Raw genomic sequence first — 24,716 nt, forward strand, 5'->3', positions numbered from 1 at the left:
CGCTTTTTAGCTACAATCGCACGAAAATTAGTTTGTAAAATTTAGGAATAAATATGGTTTTAATAGCAGGACCTTGTGTCATCGAAAGTAGGGATTTAGTTTTTAAAGTTGCTAAGAAGTTGGCTAAATTTAATGAAATGGGTTGGATAGATTTTTATTTTAAATCTAGTTTTGATAAGGCAAATCGTACTAGCATAAGTAGTTTTAGAGGACCTGGGCTTGAAGAAGGGCTAAAGATACTTGGTGAGGTTAAAAAGGAATTTGGATTTAAGATTTTAACAGATATTCACGAAAGCTATCAAGCAGCGCCAACTGCTGAGGTCGCAGATGCTTTGCAAATCCCAGCTTTTTTGTGTCGCCAAACAGATCTTTTAGTAGCTGCTGCAAAGACAAAAGCTATGGTAAATATCAAAAAAGGTCAATTTTTAGCCCCAGATGCTATGAAGCATAGCGTTAAAAAAGTGCTTGAGACACGCGGAATTAATGAGTTTGGTTATGAGATCGCAAAACAAAACGGAGTATATCTTTGTGAGAGAGGAAGTACGTTTGGCTATGGAAATTTGGTCGTAGATATGAGAAGTTTAGTAGTTATGAAAGAATTCGCTCCTGTGATTTTTGATGCAACTCATAGCGTACAAATGCCTAGTGCAAACGGCGCTACTAGCGGAGGAGATAGTAGATTTGTGCCGTACTTAGCAAGAGCTGCGGCAGCTGTTGGGGTAGAGGGATTTTTCTATGAAACTCATATAAATCCTTGTGAAGCACTTTGCGATGGAGCCAATATGCTTACTCTTGAAGCGTTAGAAAAAAACATAGAAGAGATAAAACGTATCAGGGAAATTGTGTCTTAATGAACAAAGGTCTATTTTTTGTTTTATTAGGTGCGATTTTTGAATGTGGATGGGCTTATGGGCTAAAACATGCAGATTCAAATTTGGAATATCTTTTAACTATCTGCTTTATCTGTGTAAGTTTTTTCTCATTTATGAGTGCGTTTAAGTATCTTTTGGCAAGTGTTGCTTATACTTTATTTATAGGTTTTGGAACTTTATTTATAGTAAGCGCTGAAATTTTGACTGATTATTTTAATGGAAATAGCGTTGATTATCTAAGATTGTTTTTTATATTTACACTTTTAGTCGGCGTTTTAGGGATAAAAGGTGTAAAAAATTGATACATTTTTTAGCTCTTATTTTAGCCGGCGGATTTGAAGTTTTAGGTGTTGTTTTTTTAAATAAATATGGGCATTCTAGCGGTATCAAAAAAATAATAAATTTCTTATTTATAGTCATTACTTTTACCTGCTCTCTTAGTCTGCTTAGGTTTGCTATGCAAAGCTTAGCGATGTCCGTGAGCTACGCTATTTGGACGGGTATAGGAGCTATAGGTGCTGTTGGGGTTGGTGTTTTGATAAATAAAGAAAAGTTAGGTTTTAAAAAGCTATTTTATCTATTTTTGATAATTTTTAGTGTTATAATGTTAAAGATAATATAAGGAGAAAAAGATGAATATAATAGAAGGAAATTTGAGTTTAAAGGGTGACGAAAAAGTCGCTATCATAAATGCAAGATTTAACCACATAATCACAGACAGACTAGTAGAAGGTGCAAAAGACGCCTTTTTAAGGCATGGTGGAAAAGAAGAAAATTTAGATCTTATCTTAGTTCCTGGTGCATTTGAGATACCTATGGCATTAGAAAAAGTTTTAAGTAGCAAAAAATGGGACGCGGTTTGCTGTGTTGGGGCTGTGATAAGAGGAAGTACGCCACATTTTGACTACGTAAGTGCTGAAACTACAAAAGGCATAGCAAATGTGACTTTAAAGTATGGTAAGCCAGTAACTTTTGGTGTTTTAACTGTAGATAGCATCGAACAAGCAATCGAAAGAGCAGGCAGCAAAGCTGGAAATAAAGGCTTTGAAGCGATGACAGGAGTAGTTGAACTACTAAATTTATATAAAAATATAAAGGCTTAATATGGCAACTAGGCATCAAGTAAGACAGAGCGTCGTAAGCCTACTTTATGCAAATGAGATGGGTAGCGAGATGGACGAGTTTGCCGAGGAATTTTTAGAAGAAAAAAAAATAAGAAACGATCAAAAAAAATTTACTTTAGAGCTTTATAATGGTGTTTTGCAAAACTTAGACTTGATAGATGAAGCTCTAAATATCCATCTTGGAAAATGGAAGCTATGTGAGATAGGAAGCGTGGAGAGAGCTATACTAAGGCTTGGTGCGTATGAGATCAAATTTACTAACACAGATGATGCTATCATCATAAATGAAGCAGTTATGCTTGCAAATGAGCTAGGATCTGACTCATCTACTAGGTTTATAAACGGCGTTTTAGATGCTATAAGCAAGGTGAAATGATGAAACTTTGCGTTGCTCTTGATCTTGCTAGTTATGATGAATGTATAAAGCTGATAAATGAGCTAAAAGGGCTTGATGTTTGGCTAAAAGTCGGTCTTAGAAGCTATCTAAGAGATGGTTCTAAATTTATAGAAGATATAAAAAAAACCGGTGATTTTAAGATATTTTTAGATCTTAAAATTTATGATATACCAAATACTATGGCCGATGCTTGTGAAGTGATATCAAAAATAGGCGTTGATATGATAAATTTACACGCAAGTGCCGGTAAAATAGCTATGGATACAGTTATGAAACGTTTGGATAAGCTTAAGCACAGACCAATAGTTTTAGCCGTGTCTGCACTAACTAGCTTTGATGAAGCCATTTTTAAGCAGATATATAGTGCAAATATAAAAGATAGCGTTGTTAATTTCTCAAAGATCGCTTATGAATGTGGGCTTGATGGTATGGTATGCTCGGTCTATGAAAGTCTGCTTATTAAAGACGCTACGTCTAGGGAATTTTTGACTCTAACTCCTGGTATAAGACCTTTTGGAGAAGCTAGTAATGATCAAAAAAGAGTTGCGAATTTAGATATGGCAAAAGAGAGTTTATCTGATTTTATAGTAGTGGGACGACCTATATATGAAGCAGATAATCCTAGAGAAGTCACTCAAAAAATATTAACTAAAATATCTGATATAAATTTACTTTAAATCTCGATAATCGCAGTATGTATAAATTGCGTAAATTTAAGTATAATTTAAGCGGTAAAAGAGTATAATCTCAATTCACTTTTAAGGACAGATGGGTGAGCGGCTGAAACCACACCCCTGCTAAGGGTGCAAGTCTTAATCGGGCTTCGAGGGTTCAAATCCCTCTCTGTCCGCCACTACGCTTTATATTTATTTAAATCAACGAAAATTGTAGTTTAATTAGTTTTAGTATTTCATTAATTTATTCTCTATTTAATAATTACTGTTAAAATTTTCTTATATTTTAAAAATTAAAGGGGATATATGAGTAAAATAAGTTTTATTAGTGCATTGCTAGCTACTGCTTTATTTGGAGCAACTCATGGCGAACAAGGTTCTCCATTAAATAGCTTTGATCCAAAATCCGTAGATCATATCGTTATCAAAATGAGTGCTCTTAGCGCAAATGGAGATAAAAGCGTAGGCGAAGTCGTAGCTATAAATACAGCAGATGGTGTTGCATTTTTTCCTAGACTTTCTGGATTATCTGCACCGGGTATGCATGGATTTCATGTTCATACAAACCCAGATTGCGGATCTAGTGATAAAGGACTTGGTATGAAAGCTGGTGGTCACTGGGATCCTCAAAATACCGGTAAACACTCATTTTCTTGGGATAATGATGGTCATAAAGGAGATCTTCCCGCCTTATATGTAGATACAAACGGAGATGCAAATTATCCGGTTTTATCAACAAAAATTAAAAATATAAATGAGCTAAAAGGACACTCTTTAATGATTCATTTAGGTGCGGATAATCATAGTGATAGCCCAAAACCTTTAGGTGGAGGCGGTGCTAGACTTGTTTGCGGAGTTATAAATTAATCTAAATTGCAGCCTAGTAATCAATTAGGCTGCTTTAAAATTTATATTTAGTACTATTAAATTTGGAATTTTTAAATTTTAAAATAATATTTTTAATATCTTAATTGATTTTTATTAAATTTGTTAAAAACTCTTGACATAGTATAAAAAATAAGATATAATTGCAGCTCACAAGTTAAGGGTGCTGGTGTAGCTCAGTTGGTAGAGCAACTGCCTTGTAAGCAGTAGGTCGGCGGTTCGACTCCGTTCACCAGCTCCATTTATTTTAACAGTGTTTGACCAGATATTTTATAGCAATCAACAATTTTTTATTTAAGGTGAGATACTCAAGCGGCCAACGAGGGCAGACTGTAAATCTGCTGACTTTGTCTTCCGTGGTTCGAATCCACGTCTCACCACCATTGCTATTGCGGGAGTAGCTCAGTTGGCTAGAGCATCAGCCTTCCAAGCTGAGGGTCGCGGGTTCGAGCCCCGTTTCCCGCTCCATTGTGGATGTCGACTGGGAGCTGTATTCTAATTTACTATTTCTTAAATTATACAGTTTATTCTAGTTGATTATTGGTGTTTGTATTATTTTTGTAAAACTCTGCTTTGCCACGCGATGTTTCTTAATTTCTAGAAACGCTCATATGGCTCAGAGGTAGAGCACTTCCTTGGTAAGGAAGAGGTCGCGGGTTCAAGTCCCGCTATGAGCTCCATAATGATCAAATAAGAAAGATACATAATATACAAACTTTAAATTTTGTTAAAAGTTAAAATTTATAACGGAGGATACAATGGCTAAAGAAAAATTTTCACGTAATAAGCCACACGTAAACATCGGTACTATTGGTCACGTTGATCATGGTAAAACAACTCTAACAGCTGCTATTTCTGCTGTTCTTTCAAGAAAAGGTCTTGCTGAGCTTAAAGATTATGATAATATCGATAACGCTCCAGAAGAAAAAGAGAGAGGTATCACAATTGCTACTTCTCACATTGAGTATGAGACAGAAAATCGTCACTATGCTCACGTTGACTGCCCAGGACACGCTGACTATGTTAAAAACATGATTACCGGTGCTGCTCAAATGGACGGCGCTATACTAGTTGTTTCTGCAGCTGATGGTCCGATGCCACAAACTAGAGAACATATCTTGCTATCTCGCCAAGTTGGTGTTCCATATATAGTTGTTTTCATGAACAAAGCTGATATGGTTGATGATGCTGAACTTTTAGAGCTAGTTGAAATGGAAATCAGAGAGCTATTAAACGAGTATGATTTCCCAGGCGATGATACTCCGATCGTTAGCGGTTCTGCTCTTCAAGCACTTGAAGAAGCAAAAGCTGGTAAAGATGGCGAATGGTCAGCTAAGATCATGGAGCTTATGGCTGCTGTTGATAGCTATATACCAACTCCAGTTCGTGCTACAGATAAAGATTTCTTGATGCCAATTGAAGACGTATTCTCAATTTCTGGTCGTGGTACAGTTGTTACTGGTAGAATTGAAAAAGGTATCGTTAAAGTTGGTGATACTATCGAAATCGTAGGTATTAGAGATACACAAACTACAACAGTTACTGGTGTTGAGATGTTTAGAAAAGAAATGGATCAAGGCGAGGCTGGTGATAATGTTGGTGTTCTATTACGCGGTACAAAGAAAGAAGATGTTGAAAGAGGTATGGTTCTTTGTAAGCCAAAATCAATCACTCCTCACACTAAATTTGAGGGAGAAGTTTATATTTTGACTAAAGAAGAGGGTGGTAGACATACTCCATTCTTTAATAACTATAGACCACAATTCTATGTAAGAACAACAGACGTTACTGGATCAATCACTCTTCCAGAAGGTACTGAGATGGTTATGCCTGGTGATAACTTAAAAATCACTGTTGAATTGATCAATCCAGTTGCACTTGAAGAAGGTACAAGATTTGCTATCCGTGAGGGTGGTAGAACTGTTGGTTCAGGTGTTGTTTCTAAAATAATAGCTTAATTTTTTAGTGCGGCTAGTCCGCACTAAACCAAATAAGGAAATAAATAATGGCAAGTGCAAATAGAATTAAGATCGGTTTAAAGTGTGTTGAATGTGGTGATATAAACTACACAACTACTAAAAATAGTAAAAAAACAACTGAAAAGTTAGAGCTTAAAAAATATTGCCCAAGATTAAAAAAACATACAGAGCATAAAGAAGTTAAGCTTAAATAAGGCATAACTTTTTGTATGCCATTAAAGGGCAGTAGCTCCAACGGTAGAGCGCCGGATTCCAAATCCGATGGTTGGGGGTTCGAATCCCTCCTGCCCTGCCAAAAAAGGTTAGATATGGAAAAATTTATAAGTTATTTTAAATTATCAAGAGCAGAAATTGGCAAAGTTATTTTTCCTACCAAAGAGCAAATAAGAAATGCTTTTATAACAGTATTTGCTGTTGTGGCGATCGTTTCTCTATTTTTGGCTTTGGTTGATTTGGTCATGTCATTTACTGTTTCTAAACTTGTATAAGGAAGACTGATGGCACATAAATGGTATGCTATCCAAACCTATGCAGGTAGCGAAATGAGTGTTAAAAGGGCTATTGAAACTTTAGTTAAAGATCATGGCATAGAAGAACAGCTTCTTGAAGTTATAGTTCCTACTGAAGACGTGATTGAAATCAAGAATGGAAAGCAAAAGATAAACGAAAGAAGTTTATATCCAGGTTATGCTTTTGCTCATTTAGACTTAGATACGGCTCTTTGGCACAAGATCCAGTCTCTTCCAAAAGTTAGTCGCTTTATAGGCGAGTCAAAAAAACCTAGTCCATTAAGCGATAAAGATATCGATCTTATATTAGAAAAGGTAAATAAAAGAGCAGCTCCTAAACCTAAGATTTCATTTGAAACAGGTGAGGTTGTTCGCGTTACTGAAGGTCCGTTCGCTAATTTTAATGGAACGGTTGAAGAGTATGATATGGTTCATGGTAAGCTTCGATTGAATGTTTCTATATTTGGTAGAAGTACGCCAGTTGAGATTTTATATTCACAAGTTGAAAAGATAGTATAAGTTAAGGAGAAGTTTATGGCTAAAAAAGTTGTAGGCGAAATCAAATTACAAATTGCAGCAACAAAAGCAAATCCAAGTCCGCCAGTTGGTCCAGCCCTTGGACAACAAGGTGTAAATATTATGGAATTTTGTAAAGCGTTTAATGAAAGAACAAAAGACATGGCTGGATATAATATTCCAGTTGTTATTACTGTTTATGCTGATAAAAGTTTTACATTTATTACAAAACAACCACCTGCTACTGATTTGATAAAAAAAGCTGCTGGTATAACTAAAGGTGCGGATAATCCGTTAAAAAATAAAGTAGGCAAATTAACAAAAGCTCAAATTCTTGAGATAGTCGATAAAAAAATTGTTGATATGAATACAAAAGATAAAGAGCAAGCTGCTAAAATCATAGCTGGTTCAGCTCGTTCAATGGGAATCACAGTAGTTGATTAATCCAATACCGCTTGGATTTTAAATTATTAGCGGTAGCACTTTAAAAATGCGGAGAAATTAATGTCAAAAAAAAATACGAAAAGATTTTCTGAATTACTTAAAAAAGTAGATTCTAATAAAATATATTCTTTAACTGAGGCAGTTGATACAGTAAAAACACTTGCTTCTGCTAAATTTGATGAAACAGTTGAAATAGCTTTAAAGCTTAATGTTGATCCAAGACACGCTGACCAAATGGTTAGAGGTTCTGTAGTTCTTCCTGCTGGTACTGGTAAAACAGTAAGAGTAGCTGTTATAGCAAAAGATGCTAAGGCTGATGAAGCTAAGGCTGCTGGTGCTGATATAGTTGGTGCTGAAGATTTTGTAGATGATATATCAAAAGGTATTATAAACTTTGATGTACTTATCGCTACTCCAAATTTAATGGGTCTAGTGGGTAAAGTTGGTCGTTTGCTTGGACCAAAAGGTCTTATGCCAAACCCTAAAACAGGTACAGTTACTATGGATGTTGCGCAAGCAGTTAAAGATGCTAAAGGCGGACAAGTAAATTTCCGTGTTGATAAACAAGGAAATATCCACGCAGGACTTGGTAAAGTAAGTTTTAGCAAAGAACAGTTAAACGATAATATTTCTACATTTGTAAAAGCTATAAACAAACATAAACCATCGACTTCAAAAGGTAGATATATAAAATCTGCTGTACTTTCATTAACTATGAGTCCATCAGTTTGCCTTGAAACTCAAGAACTTATGGATTTGAAATAGTAAATTTATATAATCTTAGATTGGAGATAGCCGAGGCGTAAAGCTTAATTGAGCCGATATAGCTCTCTCTGCTTGAGATCGCCGGTCGGAAAGGAGAAAAAAGTGACTAGAAATGAAAAAGCTGGAATTATTTCAAGCCTTGAGGCTGAGTTTAAGACAAGTGATGCTATTGTTGTTTGTGATTATAAAGGTCTTAGCGTTAAAAAACTTGAAGCACTTAGAATAGCTGCTAAAGAACTTAACGTTAAAGTACAAGTTATCAAAAACACTCTTGCAAATATAGCTTTAAACAATTGCGGTAAATCTGGTATGGAGCTTAAAGATACAAATATTTTTGTATGGGGCGAAGATCAGTTAGCTGTTACTAAAGTTGTAGCTAAATTTGAAGAGAAAAATGCTGATCTTTTCAAGATAAAAACTGCGTATATTGATGGTGAAGTTGCATCTGTTAGCAAAGTCGTTGCTCTTTCTAAAATGCCGTCTCGTGATGAGCTTATCGCGATGTTGTTGCAAGTTTGGAATGCACCGATACAAAACTTTACTATCGGCTTAAATGCCCTTAAAGAGAAAAAAGAACAAATGGCTTAATCTTAAGCTAAAAATAAATTTAGGAGAATTAAAATGGCAATAACAAAAGAAGATGTTTTAGATTTTATTTCTAATCTTTCAGTATTAGAACTAAGTGAATTAGTAAAAGAATTTGAAGAAAAATTTGGTGTAAGCGCAGCCCCTGTTATGGTAGCTGGCGCTGCTGGTGGTGTTGCGGCTGAAGCAGCTGAAGAAAAAACTGAGTTTAACGTTGTTCTTGTCGATTCTGGAGATAAGAAAATAAATGTTATTAAAGTTGTTAGAGCTCTTACAGGTCTTGGTCTTAAAGAGGCAAAAGATGCTGTTGAGGGAACTCCTTCAGTGCTTAAAGAAGGTATCAGTAAAGACGAAGCTGAGGCAGCTAAAAAAGAGCTTGAAGAAGCTGGTGCTAAAGTCGAACTTAAATAAGTTATATTTTTTTTGGAAGGGGCAAATTTTGCCCCTAAATTTGCTTTATGCCGCATTTTGCGGTTTATTTCTTTCAAACTATTCCATGAGGTAGTCAAATGCTAAATAGCCTATATTCTGGAAATCGTCTCAGGGTTGATTTTTCTAATGTTACAAAAGAGATTGATGTTCCAAATTTATTACAATTACAAAAAAAGAGTTTTGATCATTTTTTAAATCTTGATAATTCACAATACGAAAGTGGAATTGAAAAAGTATTTAAATCAATATTTCCTATTCATGATCCGCAAAATAGACTTACATTAGAATATGTTAGTAGTGAGATTAGCAAACCTAGATACACCATAAGAGAGTGTATGGAAAGAGGTCTTACTTACTCTGTAAATTTAAAAATGAAAATTAGGTTGATCGTACACGATAGAGACGAGAAAACCGGTGAAAAAATTGGCGTAAAAGATATAAAAGAACAAGAAATTTTTGTACGCGAAATTCCTCTTATGACTGATAGGATTTCATTTATAATAAACGGCGTTGAGAGAGTTGTCGTAAATCAACTCCATAGAAGCCCTGGCGTTATCTTTAAAGAAGAAGAGAGTCCGACTATAGTAAATAAACTGATTTATACAGCTCAAATTATACCTGATCGCGGTAGTTGGTTGTATTTTGAATATGATACGAAAGATATTTTATATGTTCGTATAAATAAAAGAAGAAAAGTCCCTATAACCATTTTATTTAGAGCCTTAGGATATAAAAAACAAGATATAGTTAAATTATTTTATCCTATACAAACATTACATATAAAAAATAATAAATTTTTAACTCCATTTAGCCCAGATGATTTTATGGGCAGAGTTGATTATGATATAAAAGATGAAAATGGCAATGTCTTACATCAAGCTGGAAAGAGACTAACAAAGAAAAAAGCTGATAAGCTCATAGAAGACGGGCTTAAATGGGTAGAATATCCGATAGAAGTTTTAGTAAATAGATATTTAGCAAATCCTATCATAGACAAAGAGAGCGGTGAGGTCATTTATGACGCGCTTACTCAGTTAGACGAAAATAAACTTGCCAAAATAGTAGCTGAAGAAGAGACTATTGAGATAGCAAACGATCTTGCAAGTGGCGTTGATGATGCTATTATAAATTCATTTTTACAAGATTATGAAACATTAAAGCTACTAAAACAGACAGAAGATATAGAAGATGAAAATGATTTGGCAGCTATTAGAATTTATAAGGTTATGAGGCCTGGTGAGCCTGTAGTTAAAGAAGCGGCGCGTACTTTTGTAAATGATCTATTTTTTAATCCAGAAAGATATGACTTAACAAAAGTTGGTCGTATGAAGATGAATCATAAATTAGGATTAAGTGTTCCAGAATATGTGACTACGCTCACAAATGAAGACATTATAAAAACTGCAAAATATCTGATAAAGGTCAAAAACGGTCAAGGTCATATAGATGATAGAGATCATCTTGGAAATAGACGTATTAGATCTATCGGCGAACTTTTGGCTAATGAACTCCATTTAGGCTTTGTAAAAATGCAAAAAGCTATCAGAGATAAATTTACAAGTCTTAGTAATAACGTAGATGAGCTTATGCCTTATGATTTAGTAAATCCTAAAATGATAACCACGACTATTATGGAGTTTTTTACAGGCGGTCAATTAAGTCAATTTATGGATCAAACAAATCCGCTTAGCGAAATTACTCATAAGCGTCGTTTGTCTGCACTTGGCGAGGGTGGTTTGGTAAAAGAAAGAGCTGGGTTTGAAGTACGTGACGTTCATCCGACTCACTATGGTAGAATTTGCCCTGTTGAAACCCCAGAAGGTCAAAATATCGGTCTTATAAATACTCTTTCTACATATGCTAAGGTAAATGATCTAGGATTTGTAGAAGCACCATATAGAAAAGTAGAAAATGGTAAAGTCACAAATGAGATCGTATATCTAACAGCTACTCAAGAAGAAGGACACATCATAGCTCCTGCCTCAACTATCTTAGATGAAAACGATATGATTAAAGAAGATCTTATCGAGGTAAGGCAAGATGGAGAAATGCTACTTGCAAAAAGAGAAGATGTTACTTTAATCGATCTTTGTAGCGGTATGGTTATGGGTGTTGCAGCTTCATTGATCCCATTTTTAGAACACGATGATGCAAACCGCGCTCTTATGGGTTCAAACATGCAGCGTCAAGCAGTTCCTCTTCTAAAAGCTACTGCCCCTATAGTAGGAACAGGTATGGAGGCTATAGTTGCAAGAGATGCTTGGGAGGCTATAAAAGCAAAACGTCCTGGCGTAGTTGAAAAAGTCGATAATAGAAATATATTTATCTTAGGCGAAGATGAAAATGGTCCATATATCGATCAATATACTATGGAAAAAAATCTAAGAACAAACCAAAATACTACATTTGCACAACATCCTATCGTTAGAAAAGGCGATGAGATAAAAGCAGGACAGATAATAGCAGATGGTCCTAGTATGGAAGAAGGTGAGTTGGCTATCGGTAAAAATGCACTTATTGCATTTATGCCGTGGAATGGATACAACTATGAAGATGCTATTGTTATGAGCGAAAGAATGATTCGCACTGATGCTTTTACAAGCGTACATATCTATGAAAAAGAGATTGAAGCTAGAGAGTTAAAAGATGGCGTAGAAGAGATTACTAGAGATATACCAAATATGAAAGAAGAAGATCTAATTCATCTTGATGAAAGTGGTATAGTAAAGATAGGCACTCACGTCAAACCAGGAATGATCTTAGTAGGTAAAGTTTCACCAAAAGGCGAGGTAAAACCTACTCCTGAAGAGAGACTTCTTAGGGCTATATTTGGCGAAAAAGCAGGTCATGTAGTAAATAAATCATTGTACGCTGGTGCTAGTCTTGAAGGCGTTGTAATTGATGTTAAAATATTTACAAAAAAAGGCTATGAAAAAGACGCTAGATCGTTTAAAGCATACGAAGATGAAAAAAATATGCTTGAAAAAGAGCATCATGATAGACTTTTGATGCTTGATCGAGAAGAAATGCTTAGAGTTACTGCTCTTCTTTCTAAAAATCCTTTGGATAGCGAGCTTGAAATAGGCAACAAAACATACAAAAAAGGCGACGTAGTAAAAAGAACAGATCTTGATAATATTAATAGATTTACTCTAAATACTTACGTAAAATCTTTCTCAAAAGAAATTCAAAAAACATACGAAGATATGAAAACGTATTTTCAAAATGAGAAAAAGAAGCTTAAAGATGAGCATGATGCTAAGCTTGAGATATTAGAAAAAGATGATATTTTACCAAGTGGTGTCGTAAAACTAGTAAAAGTTTATATAGCCACTAAACGTAAATTGAAAGTCGGAGATAAGATGGCCGGACGTCACGGAAACAAAGGTATAGTTTCAAATATAGTTCCAGACGTTGATATGCCATATCTTCCAAATGGACGCACGGTAGATATCGTATTAAATCCGTTAGGCGTTCCAAGCCGTATGAATATAGGTCAGATTTTAGAAAGCCACTTGGGTCTTGTTGGAATGAGACTAGGTGAGCAAATAACTGAAATTTTTGAAGCTAAAAAAGGTGAATGGCTTAAAGAGTTAAGAGCTAAGATGATAGAGATAGCAGACGTTTCACGTTTGATGGATGCTAAATCTATACTTAGTAAGATTAGTGATGAAAAATTGATAGATTATGCAAGAGATTGGTCAAATGGTGTTAGATTTGCTACTCCTATATTTGAGGGTGTTAAAGCTGATGAATTTAAAAAACTATTTGAAATGGCAAAGATCGATATGGACGGCAAAACAGAGCTTTATGATGGACGAACTGGCTCTAAAATGGAAGAGCGTGTAAATGTTGGTTGTATGTATATGCTAAAACTTCACCACTTAGTCGATGAAAAAGTCCATGCTAGAAGTACTGGGCCATATAGTTTAGTTACGCAGCAACCAGTCGGTGGTAAAGCTTTAAGTGGTGGTCAAAGATTTGGAGAGATGGAAGTTTGGGCACTTGAAGCTTATGGTGCAGCTCATACGCTAAGAGAGATGCTAACTGTAAAATCTGATGATGTTGAAGGTCGTTTGGCAGCTTATAAAGCTCTTACAAGAGGTGAAAATGTGCCAAGCACTGGTATCCCAGAGACTTTCTTTGTTTTAACAAATGAGCTAAAATCTCTAGCACTTGATGTTGAGATTTACGATGAGGATGAAAATAATGAGTGAGTTGAAACCTATTGAGATAAAAGAAGACGCAAAACCAAGAGATTTTGAAGCTTTTAGATTAAGACTTGCAAGTCCAGAGTGTATAAAAGCATGGAGTCACGGTGAAGTTAAAAAACCTGAAACTATAAATTATCGTACTTTAAAACCTGAGCGTGATGGTTTATTTTGTGCCAAGATTTTTGGCCCTATAAGAGATTATGAGTGCTTATGCGGGAAGTATAAAAAGATGCGTTATAAAGGCATCAAATGCGAGAAGTGTGGCGTGGAAGTTACTAGTTCAAAAGTTCGTCGCTCACGTATGGGCCATATCGAGCTTGTAACTCCTGTAGCTCATATATGGTATGTAAATTCACTTCCTAGCCGTATCGGTACTCTTCTTGGTATCAAAATGAAAGATTTAGAGCGTGTATTATACTATGAAGCTTATATAGTAGAGCAACCAGGCGATGCTTATTATGATAATGAAAACATTAAAAAAGTCGAACTTTATGACGTTTTAAATGAAGAACAATATGTTCTTTTAGAACAAAAATTCGGTGAAAGCGGTTTTAAAGCTCGAATGGGTGGAGAAGTGATACGTGATCTACTTGCAAATTTAGATCTAGTAGCTATACTAGAACAGTTAAAAATAGAAGTAGAAAGCACAAATAGTGAAGCTAAGAAAAAGACTATAGTAAAACGTTTAAAAGTAGTTGAAAATTTTTTAAATTCAGGCAATCGCCCTGAATGGATGATGATAACAAATTTACCTGTTTTACCACCTGATTTAAGACCTCTTGTTAGTCTTGACGGCGGTAAATTTGCGGTTTCTGATGTAAATGATCTATATCGCCGTGTTATAAATAGAAATGCACGTTTAAAAAGACTTATGGAACTTGACGCTCCAGAGATTATTATCCGCAATGAAAAAAGAATGCTTCAAGAGTCAGTAGATGCTTTATTTGACAATGGCAGACGTGCAAATGCTGTAAAAGGTGCTAATAAGCGCCCACTAAAATCTCTAAGCGAGATTATAAAAGGAAAGCAGGGTCGTTTCCGTCAAAATTTACTTGGTAAGCGTGTTGATTTTTCAGGTCGTTCTGTTATTGTAGTAGGACCAAAGCTTAGAATGGATCAATGTGGTCTTCCTAAAAAAATGGCTCTTGAGTTATTTAAACCACATCTTTTGGCTCGTCTTGAAGAAAAGGGCTACGCAACTACAGTCAAACAAGCTAAAAAAATGATAGAAGACAAGACAAATGAGGTTTGGGAATGTCTTGAAGAGGTAGTTGATGGTCATCCTATTATGCTAAACCGTGCGCCAACTCTACATAAAATGTCTATTCAAGCATTTCACCCAGTTCTTATAGAAGGTAAAGCTATCCAGCTTCATCCTCTTGTTTGTTCAGCGTTCAACGCGGACTTCGACGGCGATCAAATGGCTGTGCATGTTCCACTTTCTCAAGAAGCGATTGCTGAATGCAAAGTCCTTATGTTAAGCTCTATGAATATTTTGCTTCCTGCAAGTGGTAAAGCTGTAACCGTTCCTAGTCAAGATATGGTTTTGGGGATCTATTATCTAAGTCTTGAAAAAGAAGAAGCTAAAGGTGCAAATAAAATTTTTGCAAGCGTTGATGAGGTAATGATATCTGTTGAGGCTCACTATCTAGATCTACATGCAAAGATCAAAACTATAGTTGGAGAAAGAGCTGTATTTACGACTGCTGGACGTCTTATCATAAAATCAATTTTACCAGATCTCAAAGAAAACTCTGTTCCAGAATCAATGTGGAATAAGATAATGAAGAAAAAAGATATAGCAAATTTGGTTGATTACGTCTATAAAAACGGCGGCTTAGAAGTAACTGCTAGCTTCCTTGATAGACTTAAAAATTTAGGTTTTAGATATGCGACTAAAGCAGGTGTTAGTATTTCGATTGCTGATATTATCATTCCTGAAAGTAAATATGGCTACGTAAATGAAGCTAAGAAAAAAGTTAGAGAAATTCAAAACCAATACGGCTCAGGTTTGCTAACTGATTCAGAGAGATATAATAAGATCGTTGATATCTGGACAGATACAAATAACAAAGTTGCGGCCGAAATGATGAAACTCATCAAAACAGACAAAAATGGATTTAACTCTATTTATATGATGGCAGATTCAGGAGCAAGAGGTAGTGCAGCTCAAATTCGTCAGCTTGCTGGTATGCGTGGTCTTATGGCTAAGCCTGATGGTAGTATTATCGAGACGCCAATTACATCAAATTTCCGTGAGGGACTAAACGTGCTTGAGTATTTCATCTCAACACACGGCGCTAGAAAAGGTCTTGCAGATACTGCGCTTAAAACTGCAAATGCCGGATATTTGACAAGAAAACTGATCGACGTAGCACAAAACGTTAAAGTGACAATGGAAGATTGTGGAACGCACGAAGGCGTTGAGATAACAGAGATTACTGAAAATGGCGAACTTATAGAGAGTCTTGAAGAGAGAGTTTTAGGACGTGTTTTAAGTGATGATGTTATAGATCCTATAACAAATGAAGTTTTATTTACAGAAGGAACTTTAATAGATGAAGCAAAAGCTAGAACTATCACTGATGCTGGCATCAAATCAGTAAGCATAAGAACTCCTATAACTTGTAAAGCAGGTAAAGGCGTATGTGCAAAATGTTATGGTATTAACCTTGGTGAGGGCAAACTAGTAAAACCAGGAGAGGCAGTCGGTATAATCTCTGCTCAATCAATCGGCGAACCAGGTACTCAGCTTACTCTAAGAACATTCCACATAGGCGGTACTGCTTCAACGGAGCAACAAGATCGCCAAGTTATAGCACAAAAAGAAGGTTTTATAAGATATTACAACCTAAATACTTATAAAAATAAAGACAAGATAATAGTTACAAATCGTCGTAATGCTGCTATTTTGCTTGTTGAACCAAAAATCAAAGCACCGTTTGATGCAAGTATAAATATCGAAGTAGCCCACGAGGACGTAAGTATTATATTAACCGGAAAAGATAACGAGATAAAATACGTTCTTAGAAAACACGACTTAGCTAAGCCAAATGAACTAGCTGGAGTTAGTGGTAAGGTTGAAGGAAAGCTATATATTCCTTATGTTAAAGGCGATATGGTAAAAGAAAATGAAAGCGTAGTAGAAGTCATTAAAGAGGGATGGAATATACCAAATCGTATTCCGTTTGCTAGTGAAGTAAAAGTTGCTGATGGCGACCCTGTTACGCAAATCATAACGGCTGGAGCTAAAGGTATGCTTAAATTTTATATTCTCAAAGGCGACTATCTAGAGAGAATTAGAAATATTAAAAAAGGCTACAGAGTAACTGAAAAAGGTCTATTTGTCGTTATCGCAGATGATGAAGACAGAGAAGCGGAGCGTCATTATATCCCTAGAGGTAGCATTATTGAATTTAATGATAGCGATAGTGTTGTCGCAAAAGATGTAATTGTAAAACCGCATAGCGACGAAAAGCTAGTTATAGCAGAGTGGGATCCATATTCAACTCCGGTTATTGCCGAAGAAGGTGGTGTGGTTGCTTATGAAGATATAGAGCCTGGATATAGCGTCACAGAGCAGTATGATGAAGCAACAGGTCAAAGCCGTCTAGTCATAAACGAGTATCTTCCAAGCGGTGTCAAACCAACCATAGTCATATCGACTAAAAATGGTAAATTGATCCGCTATCAACTAGAGCCAAAAACAGCTATTTTCGTAACTGATGGTCAAAGCGTTGATCAAGCCGATATTTTAGCAAAAACACCAAAAGCGGTTGCAAAATCAAAAGATATCACCGGAGGTCTTCCTAGGGTATCAGAGCTATTTGAAGCAAGGCGTCCAAAAAATACCGCTATCATAGCCGAGATCGACGGAGTAGTAAGGTTTGACAAGCCTCTTCGTTCAAAAGAACGCCTTATCATAGATGCAAAAGACGGCACAAGCACAGAATACTTGATAGATAAATCACGCCAAATTCAAGTCCGTGATGGAGAGTTTGTTCATGCAGGTGAGAAATTAACCGATGGTTTGGTAAGTAGCCACGATATCTTAAGGATTTTGGGTGAAAAAGCTCTTCACTATTACCTTATAAGTGAGATACAACAAGTTTATCGTTCTCAAGGTGTTGCTATTAGCGATAAACACATTGAGATCATTGTTTCTCAAATGTTAAGACAAGTAAAGATTGTAGATAGCGGACATACAAACTTCATTATCGGAGATATGGTAAGCAGACGTAAATTTAGAGAAGAAAACAAACGTATCATGAAAATGGGTGGTGAGCCTGCGATCGCTGAACCTGTGCTTTTAGGCGTTACTAGAGCAGCTATCGGTAGCGATAGCGTCATCTCTGCAGCCTCTTTCCAAGAGACTACAAAAGTGCTTACTGAAGCTAGTATAGCAGCTAAATTTGATTACCTTGAAGACTTAAAAGAAAATGTAATTTTAGGTCGTATGATACCTGTAGGTACTGGACTTTATCAAGATAAAAAAATCAAGATGAAGTATAATAATTAATTGACTTTATACAACTTAGTAAAATTTGGGTCTATCGATCCAAATTTTACTTAAATTCTAAATTTAAAGATTCTCAATAAATAATAGTCATTAAATTTTAAATTTTTATTAAAATATAAAAATGATAAAAATGAGATTTGAGCCAAAACAGAGATTTATTTTAAATATTAAAGATAAAGAGAGTCAAAAATTTCTTATACCAGAGTATCAAAGGCCTTATAGATGGAAAATTGATGAGTGTCAAACGCTTTGAGATGATATTATAAATGCGTTCTATGAAAAGAAAGACAATAAGAAATTTGAATATTTTTTGGGCTCAATTGTAAGTTTTGAAAATGATCATGGTGATTTAGAAATCATAGATGGACAGCAAAGAATTACAACTTTAACCTTGCTTTTTAGAACATTTTTTGAGAGCCTAAAAAGCGAAGGTAAAAAAGATGAATTCCAAGATGATTTTGGTAAATTTATTTGGAAAAAGATTAGAAATGAAGGCTTTGTTTTTGATGAGCCCTATTTAAGTTCGCAGGTTATTACTGACAAAGATAAAAAAGTATTAGAATATATTTTAATAGAAGATATTGACATTGAAAAATTAAAAAGCTTCAACTCTAATTATGCTAAAAATTTTATCTTTTTTCATGATGCTATAAATGATTTTAAACTAAAAAACGCCTCTGGGTTTCCAAATTTATGTGATACTATTTTATCTGATACATTTTTTGTATTGTGCGTGACCTGCGATAGTAAAGAATCAGCAATGACTATTTTTAATACTCTAAATTCTCGTGGTATGCCACTTTCAAATGCCGATATTATAAAGGGCCACATTTATGAAAATATAGAAAATAAAGAAGAATTTGCTAAAAAATGGCAAGAAATTAGCTCAAAATTTGAAGAATACAGCCCCAAAGAAGATATGAGCGTGCTTTTTATTCAGGCAATGCACGCAATAAGAGCTTTACACAATCACACAGACAGCACTACTCCAAGCGTGTTAGACTTCTTTACCAAAAATAAAAAGTTTAATTTTGGAGCAGAGGATAAATATCTTGTAGAACAAGAAAAAATAAAAGAACTTATGAATTTTATAGAAATTCTAGTTTATTTTTGGGGAGCACCTGAAGCATATTTAAGCCAAAAAGCTTACAGATATTTTAAAATTCTTTGTTTGTATCAAAATGATATGTGGAGATTTTTTGTGGCTTTTTTGGTTTGGAGAAACAAGAATAATTTTATAAAAGATGAATTTAATGAGAATTTTAATAAAGAATTCGAAATTTATCTACTTGAACTGCTAAAAGCAATGACTGTTAAAATTCTAAATAATAAAACAAATGCAAATGAAATTAAAGATTTAGTTTTTAAAATGAACGCAGAGTTAAATCAAAATATAAATTTTTCTTATAGTAAATTCTTGCCAGAGGGATTTTTAAATAATTTTTCTAGTAGTGATAAGAATATCAAGCCAGACGCTAGAAAAGTAAAATATCTTTTATATTTATATGCTCATCTTTATGATGATTTTTCTAGTGATATAGAAAGCCATAAATTAGAAGTAGAGCATATTTTACCTAAAACTTGGCAAAATACGAATTTTGATGAGTGGAACGAGATAAGTCACTCACAATATTTAGAACAAATAAGTAATAAAATTTTGCTTAACAAACTAACAAATATTAAATGCGCTAATAACTTTTTTTCTTTAAAACAAGAAAAATATAAAGAGAATCATAACTCACAAGAGGTAAAAGAGCTTGGCAATAGAGAAGATAAAATTTGGTCAAAAGCTGATATAGAATCTAGAAATAAAGCAATAGAACAGGCTTTAAAAAATTTTATAAATAAATAGAATATATTTCATCTTTAATTAAGTAAAATTTGAGTAAAATAGCGACTTTTTAGTAAATTTAGTTGAAAGGAAAAATTGTGCCAACCATTAATCAATTGGTCAGAAAAGAACGCAAAAAAGTGATCGTAAAATCGAAATCACCAGCGTTAAAAGAGTGTCCTCAAAGAAGAGGAGTTTGCACCAGAGTTTATACAACAACTCCTAAAAAACCAAACTCAGCTTTGAGAAAAGTTGCCAAAGTAAGGCTAACAAGTGGATTTGAAGTTATCAGCTATATAGGCGGTGAAGGTCACAATCTACAAGAGCACAGCATCGTGCTAGTGCGTGGTGGTAGGGTAAGAGACTTACCAGGTCTTAAATATCATATTGTCCGTGGTGCGCTTGATACAGCTGGCGTGGCTAAAAGAACTGTTTCACGCTCTAAATATGGTGCTAAACGCCCAAAAGAAGCTAAAAAGTAATCTTTTAGGACGCAGACTAGCCCTTAGATATGGCTTAGTTTGAGTAAAATTTAAATTTGAAGGAAAGTTATGAGAAGAAGAAAAGCCCCTGTTAGGGAAGTAATGCCTGATCCAATTTATGGCAATAAAGTTATAACTAAATTTATTAATTCACTTATGTATGATGGCAAAAAAAGCGTAGCTACAGAGATTATGTATGGTGCGTTAAAAGCTATAGATTCTAAAGGTGGAGAGCTAAAAGGTATAGATGTATTTAATAGCGCTATTGATAATGTAAAACCTATTATGGAGGTTAAATCTCGTCGCGTTGGTGGTGCTACATATCAAGTGCCAGTAGAGGTCCGCCCAGCTCGCCAACAAGCCCTAGCGATCCGTTGGATTATCAGCTTTGCTCGTAAAAGAAGTGAGAGAACAATGATAGAAAAATTAGCCGCTGAGTTGCTAGATGCATCAAATTCAAAAGGTGCTTCATTTAAGAAAAAAGAAGATACCTATAAAATGGCAGAAGCTAATAAAGCATTTGCTCACTATCGCTGGTAATAAGGAGAGTTTATGTCAAGAAAAACTCCATTAAATATGGTTAGAAATATCGGTATCGCTGCGCATATCGATGCTGGTAAGACTACAACTAGTGAGAGAATTCTATTTTTTACTGGTATGAGCCATAAGATCGGTGAGGTTCATGATGGTGCTGCTACTATGGACTGGATGGAGCAAGAAAAAGAGCGTGGTATTACGATTACTTCTGCTGCGACTACTTGTTTTTGGAAAAACCATCAAATCAACCTTATAGACACTCCAGGACACGTTGATTTTACTATCGAAGTTGAAAGATCTATGCGTGTTTTAGATGGCGCTGTAGCTGTATTTTGTGCTGTTGGTGGCGTCCAACCTCAAAGTGAGACTGTCTGGAGACAAGCTAATAAATACCGTGTTCCAAGAATGGTATTTGTAAATAAAATGGATAGAATCGGTGCGAATTTCTACAATGTTGAAGAGCAGATCAAAAACCGCTTAAAAGCAAATCCAGTGCCTATCCAAATTCCAATTGGCGCTGAAGATGAGTTTAAAGGCGTGGTTGATCTAATCAAAATGAAAGCTATTGTTTGGGAAGATGATACTAAACCAACTGATTTTGTAGAAAAAGATATCCCAGCTGAACTGCAAGAAAAAGCTAATGAATATCGTAATAAAATGATCGAAGCCGTTGCTGAGACTGATGATGCTTTGATGGAGAAATTTTTTGGTGGCGAAGAGCTAAGCAATGAAGAGATTAAAAAAGGTCTTAAAGCGGGTTGTCTAGCTATGACAATTATCCCTATGCTTTGTGGAACTGCATTTAAAAATAAGGGCGTTCAGCCACTTCTTGATGCGGTTGTTGATTACTTACCAGCTCCTGATGAGGTTGAGGCTATTAGAGGCGAGATGGAAGATGGAAGAGAAGTTATCGTAGATAGCACAGATGATGGTGAATTTGCCGGTCTAGCCTTTAAGATTATGACTGACCCATTTGTTGGACAGCTTACATTCGTAAGGGTTTATAGGGGACAGCTTGAGAGTGGAAGTTATGCTTATAACTCAACAAAAGATAAAAAAGAGAGAATCGGCCGCTTACTAAAAATGCACTCAAATAAGCGTGAAGAGATTAAAGTGCTTTATGCCGGTGAAATCGGTGCTGTAGTTGGTCTAAAAGATACTTTAACAGGTGATACTTTAGCTAGTGAAAAAGATAAAGTTATTCTAGAGAGAATGGACTTCCCAGAGCCAGTTATTAGTGTAGCTGTTGAGCCAAAAACTAAAGCAGATCAAGAAAAAATGGGTATAGCCCTAGGCAAATTAGCTCAAGAAGATCCAAGCTTTAGAGTTAGCACTGATGAAGAGAGTGGTCAGACAATCATCGCTGGTATGGGCGAATTGCACCTTGAAATCATCGTAGATAGGATGCTAAGAGAATTTAAAGTAGAAGCAGAAGTAGGCCAACCGCAAGTTGCTTATCGTGAAACTATCAAAAAGACAGTTGAGCAAGAGTATAAATACGCTAAACAATCAGGTGGTCGTGGTCAATATGGTCATGTATTTTTACGCCTTGAGCCACTTGAGCCAGGAAGTGGATTTGAATTTGTTAATGATATCAAAGGTGGGGTTGTACCAAAAGAGTATATCCCAGCTGTTGAAAAAGGTTGTAATGAAGCACTTCAAAGCGGTGTATTAGCAGGATATCCGGTTGAAGATGTTAAGGTTACACTATTTGATGGTAGTTACCACGAAGTGGATTCATCTGAAATGGCATTTAAACTAGCTGCATCTATGGGCTTTAAAGAGGGTGCTAGAAAGGCTGGTGCTGTTATTCTTGAGCCTATGATGAAAGTCGAAGTAGAGACTCCAGAAGAGTATATGGGTGATGTAATAGGCGATTTAAATAGACGCCGTGGTCAAATAAACTCAATGGATGAAAGAGGTGGAAATAAGATAGTTACTGCTTTCTGCCCACTTGCTGAGATGTTTGGTTACTCTACAGATTTAAGAAGTCAAACTCAAGGTCGTGCATCATACTCAATGGAATTTGATCACTATGAAGAAGTTCCTAAAAATGTTTCTGATGAGATAATTAAGAAAAGAAACGGTTAAATTTAACTCTAAACCGCCTAGCTTTTAGGCGGTTTTTCCGCAGTTTTTTGTCCTCATAGCTCAGCAGGATAGAGCGCAGAATTCCTAATTCTGAGGTCGTGAGTTCGAATCTCGCTGGGGACACCATTCTATTCAATTTTTATTATTAGGACTTTATTTGACACGGCATTCAAATGGTATATTGGTTCTTGATTCTATTAAATGACTTCTTTTGATGCATATGTTCATAGATCATTTTATTTGGGCTAACCTGTCTCAAAGTATATCTATGAGTGTTTTGTATTTTTCTGTAGCGGATAGTTTTTTATTTTTATCTGTATGCTGGCTGTGATCAGCAAAACAAAACGTGGGCTTAATACATCGTGGATGAGAAAAAGGGTATTTAAATATGGCTATTTCATATAGGTACGATTTTGTTGCTTACGGTTTTTTCTGTTTTGTTTTTGCATGATTTACACGGTAGTCTAGCTATCGTTGTTAAGCACGAATTGACAGGTTGAGCATTGACTTTGATCTTGGCAAATGCTCCGTCATGGCTAGATGTTTTGCCTATATATATGTTTTTAATGCTGTTTTGATCGTTTTTTCTATCAATGTTTGTTAGCAAATTTGGACTGATTTTATGTCTATTTTGATTGATTCTTATCAGCTCTTGGATGGGAGTTAGGGAATTTATACTTGATATATATCCTAGTGAGTCTTGGATATTCAAGCTTTTATTTAGGATCGCTTCGTTGTATAAACGTCATAGCTTTTTGCTTTGTTCATATCTTATAGTATCAAAATAGTACTAAATTTGCTAAATTTTAATTTTTCTTCAGTTGTCGGTAAACATAGCTTGGAGTTTTATTCGCTTCTTCTTTTATTTTGGATAAATTTATAGAGCAAGTTTAATATCACTTATTATAGTTTCAAAAGTAATACAGCCCTATATGCTATAAATACGAGCACTCAAGCAGGGCAAATATACCATAACAAGATTAAAATAGCACATTTCCAGCTGCTAGATTTTCATATAAAATTTCTAATAAGCGTTATAGCTACCAAGAGTTGTACTGCGTAAGCTCTTGTTAGTAGAGTATTTGTTCATATTGTCGTTGGTAGCCAAGACCTATTTTTAGGCTAAGTTTGATAATAAATTTTCAATAAGTGCCAAAAAAGGCACTTATTTCTTAAAATTTCTTCTTCTTAACTTCATTAACTATAATATCAGCAATACCTTCTACTTCTTTAGTAACTCTATTAGTATCACTTGCTATAGTAACATTTTGTTTAGTTAGCTCATCAACACTTACTACGCTATGACTTATTTGATTTATAGCTTCTGTTTGCTCATTGATACTTTGAGATACTTCATTTATGCTTTGACTTAAGATATTTACATTTGCTTCAATCTCTCCTAGAGATTTTTGAGTTCTCTCAGCTAGTTTTCTAACCTCATCTGCAACTACTGCAAATCCACGTCCATGCTCTCCAGCCCTAGCTGCTTCAATGGCTGCATTTAGTGCTAAAAGATTTGTTTGATCAGCAATATCTCTTATGATAGTTATGATGTTTTTGATATCTTCGCTTTGTTTTATAACTTCAGCAGTTCTTTCATTTATAGCTTCCATAGAACTACTCATCTCTTCAACAGCGGCTGCACTTTCTTGAAGACTATCTGATTGAGATTTGGTTGAAGTATTTAGATTATCTACTAGAGTTTTTAGACTATCTGCTTTTTCTTCTAGATTATTTGCTTGAGCTAGGTTATCGTTTAGCATCTTTGTGATCTCATTACCAAGTAGATTAGTTACTTTTTCTACTTCACCTTTAGCATCTGGTATCTTGCTAGTGAAGTCTAAATTTTTAAAGCTATCA

Annotated in this window: 22 protein-coding genes, 7 tRNA genes and 1 pseudogene; 28 read left to right on the plus strand and 2 right to left on the minus strand. The window is 35.2% G+C overall.

Annotation, left to right across the window (positions count from 1 at the left end):
- Positions 1-53 precede the first annotated feature (53 nt).
- The 28 genes from kdsA (at position 54) to CHLWT_RS02405 (ending at position 22,982) form a co-directional block, all read left to right on the plus strand.
- Positions 54-851, plus strand: coding sequence for a 3-deoxy-8-phosphooctulonate synthase (gene kdsA, locus CHLWT_RS02270; protein WP_063998583.1), 798 nt, complete (start codon positions 54-56; stop codon positions 849-851).
- The gene (locus CHLWT_RS02275) at positions 851-1,174 is read left to right on the plus strand and encodes a DMT family transporter (protein ID WP_112000181.1); all 324 of its coding nucleotides are present in this window, start codon (positions 851-853) and stop codon (positions 1,172-1,174) included. The genes kdsA and CHLWT_RS02275 overlap by 1 nt, the downstream gene beginning before the upstream one ends.
- Positions 1,171-1,494 (plus strand): DMT family transporter, encoded by a 324-nt coding sequence (locus CHLWT_RS02280; protein WP_059431329.1) that lies wholly within the window; start codon positions 1,171-1,173, stop codon positions 1,492-1,494. The genes CHLWT_RS02275 and CHLWT_RS02280 overlap by 4 nt, the downstream gene beginning before the upstream one ends.
- A 10-nt stretch (positions 1,495-1,504) precedes the next feature.
- Positions 1,505-1,975: a 6,7-dimethyl-8-ribityllumazine synthase gene (ribH, locus tag CHLWT_RS02285; protein ID WP_063998581.1), complete on the plus strand. Its 471-nt coding sequence runs from the start codon at positions 1,505-1,507 to the stop codon at positions 1,973-1,975.
- 1 nt (position 1,976) lies between these two features.
- Positions 1,977-2,372 (plus strand): transcription antitermination factor NusB, encoded by a 396-nt coding sequence (nusB, locus tag CHLWT_RS02290; protein WP_059433930.1) that lies wholly within the window; start codon positions 1,977-1,979, stop codon positions 2,370-2,372.
- A complete protein-coding gene (pyrF, locus tag CHLWT_RS02295) occupies positions 2,372-3,070 on the plus strand; it encodes an orotidine-5'-phosphate decarboxylase (protein ID WP_112000182.1) in 699 nt (232 codons plus the stop codon). The genes nusB and pyrF overlap by 1 nt, the downstream gene beginning before the upstream one ends.
- Positions 3,071-3,155: 85 nt before the next feature.
- A tRNA-Ser gene (locus CHLWT_RS02300) sits at positions 3,156-3,246 on the plus strand.
- 127 nt (positions 3,247-3,373) lie between these two features.
- Positions 3,374-3,934, plus strand: coding sequence for a superoxide dismutase family protein (locus tag CHLWT_RS02305; RefSeq protein ID WP_112000183.1), 561 nt, complete (start codon positions 3,374-3,376; stop codon positions 3,932-3,934).
- A 183-nt stretch (positions 3,935-4,117) separates the two neighbouring features.
- Positions 4,118-4,193: transfer RNA gene (locus tag CHLWT_RS02310), tRNA-Thr, on the plus strand.
- Positions 4,194-4,250: 57 nt separating this feature from the next.
- A tRNA-Tyr gene (locus CHLWT_RS02315) sits at positions 4,251-4,335 on the plus strand.
- An 8-nt stretch (positions 4,336-4,343) separates the two neighbouring features.
- Positions 4,344-4,420, plus strand: a tRNA-Gly gene (locus CHLWT_RS02320).
- A gap of 137 nt (positions 4,421-4,557) precedes the next feature.
- Positions 4,558-4,632, plus strand: a tRNA-Thr gene (locus CHLWT_RS02325).
- A 78-nt stretch (positions 4,633-4,710) separates the two neighbouring features.
- Positions 4,711-5,910, plus strand: coding sequence for an elongation factor Tu (gene tuf / locus CHLWT_RS02330; protein WP_059431330.1), 1,200 nt, complete (start codon positions 4,711-4,713; stop codon positions 5,908-5,910).
- A gap of 47 nt (positions 5,911-5,957) precedes the next feature.
- Positions 5,958-6,125: a 50S ribosomal protein L33 gene (rpmG, locus tag CHLWT_RS02335; RefSeq protein ID WP_059426646.1), complete on the plus strand. Its 168-nt coding sequence runs from the start codon at positions 5,958-5,960 to the stop codon at positions 6,123-6,125.
- Positions 6,126-6,150: 25 nt separating this feature from the next.
- Positions 6,151-6,226: transfer RNA gene (locus CHLWT_RS02340), tRNA-Trp, on the plus strand.
- Between the two features lie 13 nt (positions 6,227-6,239).
- Positions 6,240-6,419: a preprotein translocase subunit SecE gene (gene secE, locus CHLWT_RS02345; RefSeq protein WP_059431331.1), complete on the plus strand. Its 180-nt coding sequence runs from the start codon at positions 6,240-6,242 to the stop codon at positions 6,417-6,419.
- A gap of 6 nt (positions 6,420-6,425) precedes the next feature.
- On the plus strand, positions 6,426-6,959 hold the full coding sequence (gene nusG / locus CHLWT_RS02350) for a transcription termination/antitermination protein NusG (protein WP_176320876.1): 534 nt from the start codon (positions 6,426-6,428) through the stop codon (positions 6,957-6,959).
- Between the two features lie 15 nt (positions 6,960-6,974).
- Positions 6,975-7,400, plus strand: coding sequence for a 50S ribosomal protein L11 (rplK, locus tag CHLWT_RS02355; protein ID WP_034963298.1), 426 nt, complete (start codon positions 6,975-6,977; stop codon positions 7,398-7,400).
- 60 nt (positions 7,401-7,460) lie between these two features.
- A complete protein-coding gene (gene rplA / locus CHLWT_RS02360) occupies positions 7,461-8,165 on the plus strand; it encodes a 50S ribosomal protein L1 (protein ID WP_063998578.1) in 705 nt (234 codons plus the stop codon).
- 102 nt (positions 8,166-8,267) lie between these two features.
- The gene (rplJ, locus tag CHLWT_RS02365; protein WP_063998577.1) at positions 8,268-8,753 is read left to right on the plus strand and encodes a 50S ribosomal protein L10; all 486 of its coding nucleotides are present in this window, start codon (positions 8,268-8,270) and stop codon (positions 8,751-8,753) included.
- A 33-nt stretch (positions 8,754-8,786) separates the two neighbouring features.
- Positions 8,787-9,161, plus strand: coding sequence for a 50S ribosomal protein L7/L12 (gene rplL / locus CHLWT_RS02370; protein WP_063998576.1), 375 nt, complete (start codon positions 8,787-8,789; stop codon positions 9,159-9,161).
- A 98-nt stretch (positions 9,162-9,259) separates the two neighbouring features.
- Positions 9,260-13,399 carry a DNA-directed RNA polymerase subunit beta gene (rpoB, locus tag CHLWT_RS02375; RefSeq protein WP_111996162.1) on the plus strand — a complete coding sequence of 1,380 codons (4,140 nt, stop codon included), beginning with the start codon at positions 9,260-9,262 and terminating at the stop codon, positions 13,397-13,399.
- Entirely contained in the window at positions 13,392-17,915 is a 4,524-nt protein-coding gene (gene rpoC / locus CHLWT_RS02380; protein WP_112000184.1) for a DNA-directed RNA polymerase subunit beta', read from the plus strand. The genes rpoB and rpoC overlap by 8 nt, the downstream gene beginning before the upstream one ends.
- A 262-nt stretch (positions 17,916-18,177) precedes the next feature.
- Positions 18,178-19,767 carry a DUF262 domain-containing protein gene (locus tag CHLWT_RS02385; RefSeq protein WP_258521929.1) on the plus strand — a complete coding sequence of 530 codons (1,590 nt, stop codon included), beginning with the start codon at positions 18,178-18,180 and terminating at the stop codon, positions 19,765-19,767.
- A 77-nt stretch (positions 19,768-19,844) separates the two neighbouring features.
- A complete protein-coding gene (gene rpsL / locus CHLWT_RS02390; protein WP_086298233.1) occupies positions 19,845-20,228 on the plus strand; it encodes a 30S ribosomal protein S12 in 384 nt (127 codons plus the stop codon).
- A gap of 69 nt (positions 20,229-20,297) precedes the next feature.
- The gene (rpsG, locus tag CHLWT_RS02395) at positions 20,298-20,768 is read left to right on the plus strand and encodes a 30S ribosomal protein S7 (RefSeq protein WP_063998571.1); all 471 of its coding nucleotides are present in this window, start codon (positions 20,298-20,300) and stop codon (positions 20,766-20,768) included.
- A gap of 12 nt (positions 20,769-20,780) precedes the next feature.
- Positions 20,781-22,856: an elongation factor G gene (fusA, locus tag CHLWT_RS02400; protein ID WP_063998570.1), complete on the plus strand. Its 2,076-nt coding sequence runs from the start codon at positions 20,781-20,783 to the stop codon at positions 22,854-22,856.
- Positions 22,857-22,905: 49 nt separating this feature from the next.
- Positions 22,906-22,982, plus strand: a tRNA-Arg gene (locus tag CHLWT_RS02405).
- Between the two features lie 271 nt (positions 22,983-23,253).
- Here CHLWT_RS02405 and CHLWT_RS02410 read toward each other — a convergent pair.
- Positions 23,254-23,568 (minus strand): hypothetical protein, encoded by a 315-nt coding sequence (locus CHLWT_RS02410; RefSeq protein WP_112000185.1) that lies wholly within the window; start codon positions 23,566-23,568, stop codon positions 23,254-23,256.
- Between the two features lie 460 nt (positions 23,569-24,028).
- Positions 24,029-24,430, minus strand: a pseudogene (locus CHLWT_RS09665) (methyl-accepting chemotaxis protein); the annotation flags it as partial.
- Between the last annotated feature and the right edge of the window lie 286 nt (positions 24,431-24,716).

The organism is Campylobacter hyointestinalis subsp. lawsonii (assembly GCF_013372165.1).
GTDB lineage: Bacteria > Campylobacterota > Campylobacteria > Campylobacterales > Campylobacteraceae > Campylobacter > Campylobacter lawsonii.